Source organism: Actinoplanes sp. NPDC051411 (assembly GCF_040682075.1).
Lineage (GTDB): Bacteria > Actinomycetota > Actinomycetes > Mycobacteriales > Micromonosporaceae > Actinoplanes.
The window spans coordinates 1-12,441 of sequence record NZ_JBFBAD010000212.1 but is presented as its reverse complement, the minus strand read 5'-3'; the positions used below and the strand labels follow the sequence as shown (position 1 = coordinate 12,441).

At 72.2% G+C, this 12,441-nt stretch carries 15 protein-coding genes and 1 riboswitch; of the genes, 9 read left to right on the top strand and 6 right to left on the bottom strand.

Going from position 1 to position 12,441, the window contains the following annotated elements; genetic code table 11:
- The coding region (locus AB0M88_RS50945; protein ID WP_364115178.1) for a hypothetical protein at window positions 1-184 on the top strand (184 nt) is incomplete at its 5' end.
- 327 nt (window positions 185-511) lie between these two features.
- A complete protein-coding gene (locus AB0M88_RS50940; protein WP_364115177.1) occupies window positions 512-1,210 on the top strand; it encodes a hypothetical protein in 699 nt (232 codons plus the stop codon).
- On the opposite strand, the gene AB0M88_RS50935 is transcribed toward AB0M88_RS50940, so the two are convergent.
- The 4 genes from AB0M88_RS50935 to mgrA are packed head-to-tail and all read right to left on the bottom strand — an operon-like array spanning window position 1,170 to window position 4,041.
- Window positions 1,170-1,613, bottom strand: coding sequence for a GNAT family N-acetyltransferase (locus AB0M88_RS50935; RefSeq protein ID WP_364115175.1), 444 nt, complete (start codon window positions 1,611-1,613; stop codon window positions 1,170-1,172). The two genes, AB0M88_RS50940 and AB0M88_RS50935, sit on opposite strands and share 41 nt — an antisense overlap.
- Window positions 1,610-2,356 carry a nucleotidyltransferase domain-containing protein gene (locus tag AB0M88_RS50930; RefSeq protein ID WP_364115173.1) on the bottom strand — a complete coding sequence of 249 codons (747 nt, stop codon included), beginning with the start codon at window positions 2,354-2,356 and terminating at the stop codon, window positions 1,610-1,612. The genes AB0M88_RS50935 and AB0M88_RS50930 overlap by 4 nt, the downstream gene beginning before the upstream one ends.
- A complete protein-coding gene (locus AB0M88_RS50925; protein WP_364115171.1) occupies window positions 2,353-3,030 on the bottom strand; it encodes a nucleotidyltransferase domain-containing protein in 678 nt (225 codons plus the stop codon). The genes AB0M88_RS50930 and AB0M88_RS50925 overlap by 4 nt, the downstream gene beginning before the upstream one ends.
- A 15-nt stretch (window positions 3,031-3,045) precedes the next feature.
- Window positions 3,046-4,041: an L-glyceraldehyde 3-phosphate reductase gene (gene mgrA, locus AB0M88_RS50920; RefSeq protein ID WP_364115169.1), complete on the bottom strand. Its 996-nt coding sequence runs from the start codon at window positions 4,039-4,041 to the stop codon at window positions 3,046-3,048.
- 52 nt (window positions 4,042-4,093) lie between these two features.
- A riboswitch (glycine riboswitch) is annotated at window positions 4,094-4,199 on the top strand.
- Between the two features lie 79 nt (window positions 4,200-4,278).
- Here mgrA and gcvP point away from each other — a divergent pair.
- Window positions 4,279-7,083, top strand: coding sequence for an aminomethyl-transferring glycine dehydrogenase (gcvP, locus tag AB0M88_RS50915; RefSeq protein WP_364115167.1), 2,805 nt, complete (start codon window positions 4,279-4,281; stop codon window positions 7,081-7,083).
- Between the two features lie 148 nt (window positions 7,084-7,231).
- Here the strand turns inward: gcvP and AB0M88_RS50910 are convergent, their stop codons facing one another.
- Window positions 7,232-7,432 carry a DUF5999 family protein gene (locus AB0M88_RS50910; protein WP_364115166.1) on the bottom strand — a complete coding sequence of 67 codons (201 nt, stop codon included), beginning with the start codon at window positions 7,430-7,432 and terminating at the stop codon, window positions 7,232-7,234.
- Between the two features lie 121 nt (window positions 7,433-7,553).
- Here AB0M88_RS50910 and AB0M88_RS50905 point away from each other — a divergent pair, with 121 nt between their 5' ends.
- The 4 genes from AB0M88_RS50905 to AB0M88_RS50890 all read left to right on the top strand — a co-directional run bounded on the left by AB0M88_RS50905 (window position 7,554) and on the right by AB0M88_RS50890 (window position 10,621).
- Window positions 7,554-8,762 (top strand): chorismate-binding protein, encoded by a 1,209-nt coding sequence (locus tag AB0M88_RS50905; RefSeq protein ID WP_364115165.1) that lies wholly within the window; start codon window positions 7,554-7,556, stop codon window positions 8,760-8,762.
- A 71-nt stretch (window positions 8,763-8,833) separates the two neighbouring features.
- Window positions 8,834-9,610 carry a hypothetical protein gene (locus tag AB0M88_RS50900; protein WP_364115163.1) on the top strand — a complete coding sequence of 259 codons (777 nt, stop codon included), beginning with the start codon at window positions 8,834-8,836 and terminating at the stop codon, window positions 9,608-9,610.
- The gene (locus AB0M88_RS50895; RefSeq protein WP_364115161.1) at window positions 9,607-10,098 is read left to right on the top strand and encodes a SigE family RNA polymerase sigma factor; all 492 of its coding nucleotides are present in this window, start codon (window positions 9,607-9,609) and stop codon (window positions 10,096-10,098) included. The genes AB0M88_RS50900 and AB0M88_RS50895 overlap by 4 nt, the downstream gene beginning before the upstream one ends.
- Window positions 10,099-10,120: 22 nt before the next feature.
- Entirely contained in the window at window positions 10,121-10,621 is a 501-nt protein-coding gene (locus AB0M88_RS50890) for a peptide deformylase (protein ID WP_364115159.1), read from the top strand.
- Here the strand turns inward: AB0M88_RS50890 and AB0M88_RS50885 are convergent.
- The gene (locus tag AB0M88_RS50885) at window positions 10,551-11,294 is read right to left on the bottom strand and encodes a winged helix-turn-helix domain-containing protein (RefSeq protein WP_364115157.1); all 744 of its coding nucleotides are present in this window, start codon (window positions 11,292-11,294) and stop codon (window positions 10,551-10,553) included. The two genes, AB0M88_RS50890 and AB0M88_RS50885, sit on opposite strands and share 71 nt — an antisense overlap.
- A 59-nt stretch (window positions 11,295-11,353) precedes the next feature.
- Between AB0M88_RS50885 and AB0M88_RS50880 the strand changes: the two genes are divergently transcribed.
- Together AB0M88_RS50880 and AB0M88_RS50875 are read left to right on the top strand one after the other, a co-directional pair.
- Window positions 11,354-11,992 (top strand): class I SAM-dependent methyltransferase, encoded by a 639-nt coding sequence (locus tag AB0M88_RS50880; RefSeq protein WP_364115155.1) that lies wholly within the window; start codon window positions 11,354-11,356, stop codon window positions 11,990-11,992.
- Between the two features lie 114 nt (window positions 11,993-12,106).
- A partial coding sequence (locus AB0M88_RS50875) for a hypothetical protein (RefSeq protein WP_364115153.1) occupies window positions 12,107-12,441 on the top strand: 335 nt, incomplete at its 3' end.

Below are 12,441 nucleotides of genomic sequence, written 5' to 3'. Positions count from 1 at the left end.
TGCTCGACGCACTCATCCAAGCCGCCACAGGAAACCCCTGGATCCCCACCACCAGCTGAAAAACACAGCGTATCCGGGCACCTATCCAGTCACGCGCTGGGATGACATGAACGGCTACACCAAGGCCAAGACCGACGTCATCCTCGCGATCAAAGCACGAGCGAGGAGAGCTCGCGGACAGTAGACGTCGCGATGCTGGGGCACCGAGCGTGGGCAATTACGCGCGGACCGGGCGCGCCATGATCGGAAGCACGCGCCACGGTCCGTTCCGTGAGGGCACAAAGCTCCTAATCGGGTTCCTAGCCGCCAAGGTCCCACTGGGCATCGGTCAGGTCAGAAGAAAAGCCGCGACGCGACGACACCGCACCACCCTGCCCGACCCGACCGTCTCCATCACGCCGCCACATCGTCTACATGAGAACTTCTCCAACACTCACTAAGGACAGATAATCAGTTCGGGGTGGGAAGAACAAGACTTGAATCCGGCGGCCGGGGCGATCACGATTTCGGCATGCAATGGGATTCTTTTACGACCCTGCGGAATGCGCTCTGGATCGGCGGCGGACAATGGGCCGGGAAGACGACGGTGGCGGGAATTCTGGCCGACCGGTTCGGTCTCACCCATTATCATTACGACTATCACGACTCGCGCGGTCACTGGGACCGCAGGACGGCGGCCGCCGCGCGCCGGGGTGAGACCCTGGCCGATCCCGGGCCGGCCGCGACCGGTCCGCGGTGGACCGCCGAGGAGGCGGCCGCCGATGCGATCGGGTGTTTCCGGGAGCGCTTCGCGTTCGTGCTCGACGACCTGCGGGCCCTGCAGTCGCCGCGCCCGATCGTCGCCGAGGGGTGGGGGCTGCGGCCGGAGCTGGTCGCCGCGGTTACGGCCGACCGGAAGCGCATGGTGGTGCTGGTGGCGACCGAGGGGTTCCGGCAGCTGCAGATCGCCCGGTTGCCGCGGGCCGCGGCCCTGTCCCGGCCGGTCGCCGACCCGGAGGGGGCCCAGCGGCACCGGGTGGCCCGTGACCGGTTGATCGCCGCCGACGCGGTGGCGAGCGCGCGGCGGCGGGGCATCCGGGTCATCGAGGTCGACGGCTCGCGGGACGCCGAGGGGGTCGCCGACATGGTGGCCGGGCAATTCGCGGAATTCCTGCCGGCGGCCGAAAAGCCTACAACGGCCGCGACAGCAGACGGCGGCCCTCGTCGGTGAAACCGTTCGCCGCGTAATACCGGAACAAATGACCGACGTCCTGGCCGTTGGGCGCTATGACGATTTCCAGTCGCGAGGCCCCGATCGAGGCGGCCCACGCCGCGCTGTCCTCGATCAGGGCCTTCGCGAGCCCCTGCCGCCGCCATGCCGGGCTGACGTAGAGGTCCTCCAGTTCGGCGCCCAGGCCGTACTCGAGGCCGAACCTGGTCGTCGTGATCCCGAAGCCGGCCACCTGTGCGCCGTCGGCCGCGACCGTCACGCGGGCCGCGTCGGAGCCGATCAGGTGCGGCAGGTGCGCGGCGAGCGCGGACCGCGGCGTCGTGAACCCGTCCTCCTCGTAGAACGCCACCGCCAGCGTGAGCAGCACGTCCAGGTCGTCTGGTGTGGCCGTCCGGAGGTTCATGACAGCCGGGCCTGCACGATCAGGTCGTGCAGGGCGTCGACCGCCGCGGGGCCGGCGGCGCCGGGCAGCGGCGACGCGTCGCGGGCCGCTTCCAGATCGGCGCGCAGGCGGGGCACGTCACGGTCGAGGGCGGCCCGGGCCCCCGGGGGCAGGGGTCCGTGCTCCGCTTCCCGCTTGGCGTCGATCAGATCCGGTACGTACGCAAGCCGCGCCCCGAGCACCTTCAGGTTCGTTTCCAGCCGGCCGGTCCGCATCAGGTGCGCGCCGGTGAGCAGCACCCGCAGCGTGTAGAGCGCCGGCTTCAGCTCGCCGGTCCTCTCGAACAGCTGCCACTGGCCGGCCCCGAAACCCAGGTAGTGGTGGGCGTGTCCGCGATGGATCAGCCCGGGGGTCAGCGCGATCAGGGCCTCGTGCAGCGCGCTCGTCACCACCACCAGCGGCGAGAGCAGCTGTTCGAGCACGTAGCCGTTGGGCGAGGCGAGCAGCTGGGCGAACTTGCGCAGGTCGTGGCTGACCACGTCGAGTTCGACGCCGTCGCGGTCCCCGGTGTGCCGGATCGTCGAGGGGCCGGCGCGCAGCCCGACGACCTCGGCCGCCGGCAGGAGGTGGGCGGCGCGCAGGTCGAGGTCGGAGTCGATCGAGGCGAACCCGTACAGGTGGGCTCCGGAGACGGTGGCGAAGACCAGCGGGTAGGGCAGCGACGAGGCTTCGCCGGCCGCCCACGGCGGCACCGTCAAGGTCATTTCAAACCCTCTTCCCGTACGCGGACGAGCAGTTGATCAATCGCATCGAGGTCCGGCCCGGCCGGCAGCGTGGTGGCCGCCGCCGCCGCGGACGTGAGCTCGTCCTGCAGCTCGGCCGCCCAGGCCGTGACCGCGTCGAACGGCATCGAGCCGTCCCGCACGGCCAGGAGGCGGGACCGCAGCGGGGTGACGTCGACCAGGACCTCGCCGGTGCGCAGCACGTGGATGCCGGCCAGCAGCAGCCGGATCATGTGCATGGCCTGCTTGTGGTTGGTCTCCCCGGTGCGCGCGCGGCGGTGGACGACCCGGGTGAGCTGCTCCCGGGCGTACGCCCCGTAGGTCTGTTCGACGCGGCGCGAGAGGAACGCCGGGCGGGCCGACCGGAGGGCCCGCCCGAGGTCGGTGATCTTTTCGACGAGCGGCGACCAGAGCACCTCGAGAACCGTCGGGTTGGCCTGCCGGGCGAGGTCGCAGAACCGCTCGGCCTCCCACGAGAACTGCTCGGGCAGTGGCCCGTCCAGGTGGGTGGGCGGCTTGGCCAGGCGCCAGAAGAGCCGGGTCGGGGCCGCGAAGACGCCCCGGCGGTCGTGGTCGGAGCCCGGCCCGGACAGTCCGTAGGCGCGGGAACCGACCACGACCCCGAGGATCGTGTGCCGCTCGACCAGTTCGATCATGGTCGAGACGATAGGTCAGAGGTCGAGAACCGTCGCGTCGATTTCGTCGATCTCTTCCTTGCTCAGCGAGGCGTTGTCGAGCGCGGCGATGTTGTTCTCGAGCTGGCCGACGCTGCTCGCGCCGATGATCAGGCTGGTCATCCGCGGGTCGCGCAGCGCCCAGGCGAGCGCCAGCTGGGCGAGGCTCTGGCCGCGCCGCCCGGCGATGTCGTTGAGCGCGTGGATGCGGCCCATCGTCCTGGCGTCGAGGTCGCTCTCGTTGAGGAAGACGCTGGTGCGCACCCGGGAGTCGTCGGGGATGCCGCCGAGGTAGCGGTCGGTCAGCAGGCCCTGCTGGAGCGGGCTGAACGCGATGCAGCCGGCCCCGGCCTCCTCGAGGGTGTCGAGCAGGTTGTCGCGCTCGGTCCAGCGGTTGAGGATCGAGTACGACGGCTGGTGGATCAGCAGCGGCGTGCCGAGGTCCCTCAGCACCCGGGCCGCCTCGGCGGTCTGCTCGGAGCTGTAGTTGCTGATGCCGACGTACAGCGCCTTGCCCGAGCGGACCACGGCGTCGAGGGCGCCCATGGTCTCCTCGACCGGGGTGTCCGGGTCGGGCCGGTGGTGGTAGAAGACGTCGACGTAGTCGAGGCCGAGGCGCCTCAGCGACTGGTCGAGCGAGCTGACCAGGTATTTCCGGCTGCCCCACTCGCCGTACGGGCCGTTCCACATGTGGTAGCCGGCCTTGGTCGAGATGACCAGTTCGTCGCGGTGGGCGCGCAGGTCGGCGGCGAGCATGCGGCCGAAGTTGCTCTCGGCGCTGCCCGCCGGCGGGCCGTAGTTGTTGGCCAGGTCGAAGTGGGTCACGCCGAGGTCGAACGCGCGGAGCACGATCTCGCGCTGGCGGTCCCACGGGCGCCCGTCGCCGAAGTTGTGCCAGAGCCCGAGCGAGATCGCGGGCAGTTTCAGGCCGCTGCGCCCGGCGCGGCGGTAGGTCATCTTTTCGTAGCGGTCGGCCGCCGGTTCGTAGGTCACACACCACACCCTAGGGACAGGGTCCCGCACAGTGATCGCTGGTAGGTTGGCTCCCAGCCATGCGGGAGAGCTCGCCGGTCCTCGTAAGCGGACAGCGGCGGCGCCGAAGGGGCAAATCCTCCCCGGAACCTCTCAGGCAAACGGACCGCATGGGCTGCGCGACTCTGAAGTACCGCATGGGTATGACAGAGGGGGAGGCCGCCTTGCCGACGACCTCTTCCCGCCAGTGGAGCCGCCATGACGTTCGCCAACCGGCACATCGGTCCTGACTCCGACGAGCAGACCCAGATGCTCAAATCGATCGGCTACCCCTCGCTCGAGGCGCTGATGGACGCCGCCATCCCGGAGGTGATCCGCTGGCACGGCCGGCTGGATCTGCCGGAGGCGGCCTCCGAGGAGGAGACGATCGCCGAGCTGCGGGAGATCGCCTCCCGCAACCAGGTTACGACCTCGATGATCGGCCTGGGCTACTACGGCACGTTCACGCCCGCGGTGATCAAGCGGAACGTGCTGGAGAACCCGGCCTGGTACACGGCGTACACGCCGTACCAGCCCGAGATCAGCCAGGGCCGGCTCGAGGCGCTGCTCAACTTCCAGACCATGGTCACCGACCTGACCGGCCTGACCACGGCCAACGCGTCGATGCTCGACGAGGGGACGGCGGTCGCCGAGGCGATGACGCTCGCGCGCCGCGCGTCCAAGGTCAGGAGCGACGTGTACGCGGTGGACGCCGACACGCTCCCGCAGACCCTGGCCGTGCTGCGCACCCGGGCCGAACCGCTCGGCATCACGCTGGCCCTGGTCGACCTGGACGCCGGTGACGAGCTGCCGGCCGAGTACTTCGGCCTGCACCTGCAGTACCCGGGTGCCTCCGGGGCGCTGCGCGACCACGCCGCCCTGGTCGAGGCCGCCCACGCCCGGGGCGCCCTGGTCACCGTCGCCGCCGACCTGCTCGCGCTGACCCTGGTGCGCGCGCCGGGCGAGATCGGCGCCGACATCGCGGCCGGCACCACCCAGCGCTTCGGGGTGCCGCTCGGCTTCGGCGGCCCGCACGCGGGCTACCTGGCGGTGCGGGCCGGTCTCGAGCGCTCGCTGCCCGGCCGCCTGGTCGGGGTGTCCAGGGACGCCGACGGCGCCCCGGCCTACCGGCTCGCCCTGCAGACCCGCGAGCAGCACATCCGCCGCGAGAAGGCGACCAGCAACATCTGCACGGCCCAGGTCCTGCTCGCGGTGATGGCCAGCATGTACGCGGTCTACCACGGCCCGGACGGCCTGCGGGCGATCGCCAGGCGGGTCCACGACCGCGCCCTGGCGCTGGCCGGCGGCCTGGCCGCGGCCGGCATCGACACCACCGCCAAGGCGTTCTTCGACACCGTCACCGCGGTCGTCCCCGGCCGCGCGGCGCAGGTCGTGGCCGCGGCGGCCGCGGACGGCATCGACCTGCGGCTGGTCGACGCCGACCACGTCTCGGTCGCCTGCGACGAGACCACGACGGCCGCCCACGTCGCGACGGTGCTGGCCGCCTTCGGGGCCGCCCCGGCCGGGGCGGCCGAGTGCGGTGCCCGCCCGCTGGGCCGGATGACCGGCTTCCTGACCCACCCGGTCTTCCGCAGCCACCGGTCCGAGACCGCGATGCTGCGCTACCTGCGCAGGCTCTCCGACCGCGACTACGCGCTCGACCGCGGCATGATCCCGCTCGGCTCGTGCACGATGAAGCTGAACGCGACCACCGAGATGGAACCGGTCACCTGGCCCGAGTTCGGCGACATCCACCCGTTCGCCCCGGCGAGCCGCACCGCGGGCTACGAGGAGCTGGTCGCCCAGCTCGAGGGCTGGCTGGCCGAGATCACCGGGTACGACGCGGTCAGCGTGCAGCCGAACGCCGGCTCCCAGGGCGAGCTGGCGGGCCTGCTCGCGATCCGCGGCTACCACCGATCGCGCGGTGACGACCACCGCGACATCTGCCTGATCCCGTCCAGCGCCCACGGCACCAACGCCGCGTCGGCCGTGATGGCGGGCATGAAGGTCGTGGTCGTGGCGTGCGACGACGCCGGCAACGTCGACCTGGCCGACCTCGACGCCAAGATCTCCAAGCACGCGGACGCGCTCGCCGCGATCATGGTGACGTACCCGTCGACCCACGGCGTCTACGAGAAGTCGATCGCCGACCTGTGCGGCAAGGTCCACGACGCGGGCGGCCAGGTGTACGTCGACGGCGCCAACCTCAACGCGCTGGTCGGCTTCGCCCGGCCGGGCAAGTTCGGGGCCGACGTCTCCCACCTCAACCTGCACAAGACGTTCTGCATCCCGCACGGCGGCGGCGGTCCCGGCGTGGGCCCGGTCGCGGTCCGCGCGCACCTGGCCGGCTTCCTGCCCGGCAACCCGCTCGAGCCGGGCGACCACCACGCGGTCTCGGCGGCGGCGCACGGTTCGGCCGGCATCCTGCCGATCTCGTGGGCGTACGTGCGGATGATGGGCCCGGACGGGCTGGCCGCGGCGACCGGCGCGGCCGTGCTGGCGGCCAACTACGTGGCGGCCCGGCTGCGCGAGCACTACCCGGTGCTGTACGCGGGCAACAACGGCCTGGTCGCCCACGAGTGCATCCTCGACCTGCGGCCGATCACCAAGGCGACCGGCGTCTCGGTCGACGATGTGGCCAAGCGGCTGATCGACTACGGCTTCCACGCGCCGACGATGTCTTTCCCGGTGGCCGGCACGCTGATGGTCGAGCCGACCGAGAGCGAGGACCTGGCCGAGCTCGACCGGTTCTGCGCCGCGATGATCGCCATCAAGGGGGAGATCGACCAGGTGGCGGCGGGGGTGTGGCCGGCCGGCGACAATCCGCTGGCCAACGCCCCGCACACCGCGGCGGCGGTCACGGCCGACGAGTGGGAGCACGCCTATCCGCGATCGGTGGCGGGTTTCCCCGAGGGGGTGGACCGGACGGCGAAGTACTGGCCGCCGGTGCGCCGGATCGACGGGGCCTACGGCGACCGCAACCTGGTCTGCTCGTGCCCGTCCCCGGAAGCGTTCGAGGACTGAGAATCTGCGGCGGGGGTCGCGGTCTGCTTCGGCCGCGGCCCGTGCCGTGCGGTGACCGGCGTATCGGGCGGGGGTTATGTCCGTTACGTCAGTGGGCCCGCTCGACGTCGAGCGGGGTCAACCAGTTACCCTGAGTAGTCGCCGGGGTTCAGGCGGCCAGGGCGTGCACCGCGGGGCCGCGGTGCGGTTCGATCATCGTCCCGTCCGGCAGGATCTCGCCGGTGTCCTCGAAGACGATGACGCCGTTGCAGAGCAGGGTCCAGCCCTGCTCGCAGAAGGACGCCACGCTCCGGGCCGCCTCGCGATCGCTCGCTTCGGCGCTGGGACAGGCAGGTTGGTGCTGGCACATCGTGGTTTCTCCGGTCGGGGGGCTTGTGTGTGGATTCACAACGACGGTGACGGACGTTACCTCAATCCGAACGAGAACGGCTTGAGGGGGTGACGGCGTCCGAAGCAATCATTCGCCTCTGATGGTCCACGAAACAGACGCTGTCGACCACTCTCCGGAACCTCCTCTCGGCCGTCCGCCGGGGGCTCCGGCGGCCTGTCAAGCTCGTCACGTTGCGTTATCAGTGTTCCAGTGGCATGCAAGTGAGGGCGGGGACGGTGCCGAGCCTCTCGCCGAGTTCCTGACGGACAACGGACTGAGCGTGCGAAACATTGGCCGTTCGGCCAGCCAGGTTCATCCGGTCGTCGATAGCCGGGTCTGCGGCGCGGCACTCTATGTGTCGGCCGCCGCCGGATGTGTAATGGCCGGTGGGAGGCCCGGAGCACCGTCGCCGGTGCCCGCGGTCCCGGACATCTACGCGGTCGTCTACGGGCACGGGTACGCACCCGCGCACCGGAATGTGTCGGATATCCGCGATCGCCGGTTCGATCTCGGCCGATGGACTCCGAGCTGGACCCCGGACGAGCACGCGGGAGCCGTCGAGGCGGTCCGGGACGCGATCGGCCGCGGCGACGTCTACGTGGTCAACCTGGTCGGGCACGCCAGCGCGGCCTACCGCGGCGACCCGGCGGCGGCCCTGCGACGGGTCGCCGGCCTGCCGGGGGCGAAATACGGCGGCGTCCTGAGCGGCGACGGCTGGGCCCTCGCCACGGCCTCGCCGGAGACGCTGGTCGAGGTCCGGGACGGCCTGGTCGTCACCCGGCCGATCAAGGGGACCCGCCCGGCCACCGCCGTGGGGCGCGAGGACCTGCTCGGCTCGGCCAAGGAACGGGCCGAGCACATCATGATCGTCGATCTCGAGCGCAACGACCTGGCCCGGCTGTCCGGGACGGGCCCGGTGCGGGTGGAGGAGCTCTTCGGCGTACGGGAATGGGCCGGCCTGTGGCAGGCCGAGTCCGTCGTCGCCGCGCCGGTGGCCGGGGACCTCTCCCTGCCGGCGTTGCTCCGGGCACTCTGCCCGGGCGGCTCGGTGACCGGCGCGCCCAAGCCGGCCGCCCTCGCGGAGATCGCCCGGCTCGAGCCGGTGGGCCGCGGGGTGAGCATGGGCGCGGTCGGCTGGCTCGGCCACGACCACCTCGATCTGGCGCTGACCATCCGCACGGTGGCGGTCGACGGACAACGGGTCCACGCCTGGGCGGGCGGCGGCATCACGATCGACAGCGACCCGCACGAGGAGGTCGCCGAGGCCGCCGCCAAAGCGGCGCCGATCCGGGAGGCGCTGGCCGGGTAACCTTGCCCCGGCCCGGCCGCGTCTTTCCTCGTGAGAGCTGGGGGAGAGGCCGGAGGGAGGCAGGCACAGCCGTGGAGGACGATCTGCGGGCGGCGCTGCTGGCCGATCTGGCCGGCGAGCGCCCGCCCCCGCTGGGCGACGTCGTGGGCGCCGCGATCAGCGACGGCCGCCGTGTCCGCCGCAACCGCCGCCTCGCCGCCGTGGGGGCCGGGGTGGCCGTCCTGGCGATCGCCGCCTTCGCCGCCTTCGGGCCGGGGCCTCAGCTTCCCGCGCTGCCTTCCGCGCTACCTCCCGGATCTGTGCCATCGATCGCGGTTGCCCCGACGGCCGCCGCGCCGACGCGTACCGTCACGGTCCGCAATGGCACTCAGCGTGCCGAGGGAATGCAGAAGAAAGCGACATCAGCTGCCATGCTTCACCTTTTGACCACGCTATTGCCACCCGGACGGACGAGTCACTACGGTGTCGGCCGCGACAATGATCTGCACGTGCAGTTGTACTACGACGCCGGTTACGGTCCGTCGATGCTCCGGCTCCAGGTCGACCGCAAGGACACCGGTCTTCCGCGCGGGTCGGCGGCCCGGCTGACCGTCACCCACGTGCCGGGCGACTGCGTGCAGGACACCGACGTGCGGGCGACCTGGCCCGACGGCACCGAGGTCCAGCTCGACATCGCGACCTGCCTCGCGTTCGACGGCCGCACCGATCCGCCCGCCCGGGCCCAGCTCAGCGAGGCCGAGGCCGCGCTGATCGTCACCGACCGGCGGTGGGGCGTGACCATGGACGCGAGCCTGGTCGACCAGGCGGCGAGCGCGTTCCCGACGGCCCTGCCGGTGTTCGCGCGATGACCGACGACGAGGAGTTCGCCGAGTTCGCGCAGGCCCACGCCGAGCGGCTGCGCACCACGGCCTACATGATGTGCCGCGACTGGCACCTGGCCCAGGACCTCACCCAGACCGCGCTCACCCGGCTGTTCCTGAGCTGGCGCCGGGCCGTGCAGGCCGACAACCTGGTGGCGTACGCCCAGAAGATCCTGCTCCGCGCCTACCTCGACCACCGCCGCCGGCGCTCGTCGAGCGAGAGCGTCCCGGGCGTGCTGTACGAGCCGGCCTACCGGCACCACCCCGACCTGCGCCTGACCATGCTCGACGCGCTCGGCCACCTGCCCGCCCGCGACCGGGCGATCGTGATCCTGCGCTACTTCGAGGACCTCAGCGTCGAGCAGGTCGCCGAGGTGCTCGAGGTGCCGGCCGGCGTGGTCAAGAGCCAGACCCGGCGGTCGCTGGCCAAGCTGCGCGAGATGCTCGGCGCCGACCAGCCGGCGCTGTTCGCGTAACGACCGGTTAGCATCTTCCGGCATGACGGTTCGGCCCATCCGGCTCTTCGGCGACCCCGTGCTGCGCACCGAGTGCGACCCGGTCACGTCCTTCGACCAGGAGCTGCGCGACCTCGTCGCCGACCTGGAGGACACCGTGCGGGTGCCCGGCCGCGCCGGCGTCGCCGCACCCCAGATCGGCGTCAGCCTGCGGGTCTTCAGCTACAACGTGGCCGGCCAGGTCGGCCACCTGGTCAACCCCGTCCTGTCGGCGTTCGCCGGCGAGCAGGACGACGAGGAGGCCTGCCTGTCGCTGCCCGGCCTCGGCTTCCCGACCCGGCGGGCCATGTCGGTCACCGCGCGCGGCTTCGACCAGCACGGCGAGCCGCTCGTGATCGAGGGCACCGGCTTCCTGGCCCGGGCGCTGCAGCACGAGACCGGTCACCTGTCGGGCACGCTCTACATCGACACCCTCACGGGCGACGTGCGCCGGCAGGCCCTGCGGGAGCTGCGGCGGATCGCTCCGGCTCCGCAGGGCCGATGACGACACCGAAGTAACGGTCCAGATCGCGTACGCCCGCGGGCGTGACCCGGACCGCCCGGCCCGACCCGATCCTCGTGATCCAGCCGGCGCCGAAGGCGTGCCGGCAGATCGCCGCGCCGATCTCCCCGGCCAGGTGGGGCCGCCGCTCGGTCCAGTCGATGCATTCGCGCAGGGCCGGTCGCCGCCGCCGCGGGATCTCGATGCCGGCGTTCTCCAGGGCGGCCCGGCCGTTCCCGGTCAGAACGAGCCCGTCGGTGTTCCCGATCAGACCGTTCCCGATCAGGCCGTCGGCCAGCGCGACCCCGGCGACCCCCGCGAGGTGGTCGTAGCAGGTGCGGGTGAAACGCAGATTGCGCTGCCGGTGCGCGGCGGCCATCGAACGCGGCCGCTCGGCGGCCGTCCCACCCGCCGCGGCGATCATCTCGATCACCGCGGCCGTCTCGGGACCGGCCAGCTGCACGTAGCGGTGGCGGCCCTGCCGGTGCTCGGTCAGCAGGCCGCCGTCGACCAGCCGGTCCAGGTGCCCGCTGGCGGTCGACACCGCCACCTTCGCCGCCCGCGCGAGTTCGGTCGGCGTCCACGCCCGGCCGTCGAGCAGGGCCAGACAGAACGCGGCCCGCGTGCGGTCGGCCAGCAGCGCCGCCCGGCCGGCCAGAGCCTCTGCTTCCTCCATGCCCCGATAGTGCCCCCGGCACGGTTCGGCGACGACCGAAGCGTGTTCTGATGAGGCCCATGAGCATCGAGAACGACGCCGACCGGCTGGCCGGCCCGTCGCTGGCCGCCGGCGACGCGACCGGCTGGTTCGACCGGCTCTATCAGGAGGCGGCCGCGGGCCGGGCGGTCGTGCCGTGGGACCGGCCGTCGCCGAGCGGCGGCCTCGACTCGGCCGGGCTGCCGGCCGGGGACGGCCGGCGGGCGCTGGTGGTGGGTTGCGGTCTCGGACGCGACGCCGAGTTCGTGGCCGGGCTGGGATACGCGACGACCGCTTTCGACATCTCACCCACGGCCGTACGCGACGCCCGCGCGCGCCACCCCGGGACCTCGGTCAGCTATCAGGTCGCCGACCTGCTCTCGCCGCCGGCGTCGTGGTCGGCGGCCTGGGACCTCGTCGTGGAGAGCAACACCGTGCAGGCGCTGCCGCGCGCGCTCCGGCCGGCCGCGACCGCGTCGGTGGCGTCGTTCCTGGCCCCCGGCGGGACACTGGTCGTGCTCGCGGCGGCCCTCGACTCGCCCTCGGAGCAGGGACCGCCCTGGCCGCTGACCCACGACGAGATCTCCGCCTTCGCCGGTGACGAGGTACGCGCCGTGACGATCGAGCGGATCGGGTCGGACCGGTTCGACGGACGATGGCGGGCGGTCTTCACCCGCTGACGTACGGTCTGCCCTGCGCCGACACGCGGGGCGCGATCCCCAGGGGCGAAGAGGACGGTGCCGGGAAGGTGTGCGGCGAGCCGTACTGATCGCGGTCCCGCGGTACGGTCAGGCGTGGCCACGCCGATCCTGCTTCATCTTCGCCTCGATCGAGACGCGTGGTTCCCGGGCGATCACGGCGTGGCCTGGGTGTTCCGGACCGGGTCCACAGTGGTGACCGGAGCGGTGCCGCCGGCCGGGGCGCAGGAGGCGTGGCTGGTCGACCTGAGCCGGCACGAGGCGTTGCTGGACTTCGCGCCGCCCTCGTCGCCGACCGTGGTCATGGTCCGGCTCCGGTGGGTGGTGACCGACCCGGTGGCCGTCGTGCGGGCCGCCGCCGGCGCTTCCGGGGTCTCGGCGCCGCCCGGCACCAACCCTGGCCCCGTGGCGGCCGCCCCCCGTGGCCCGGC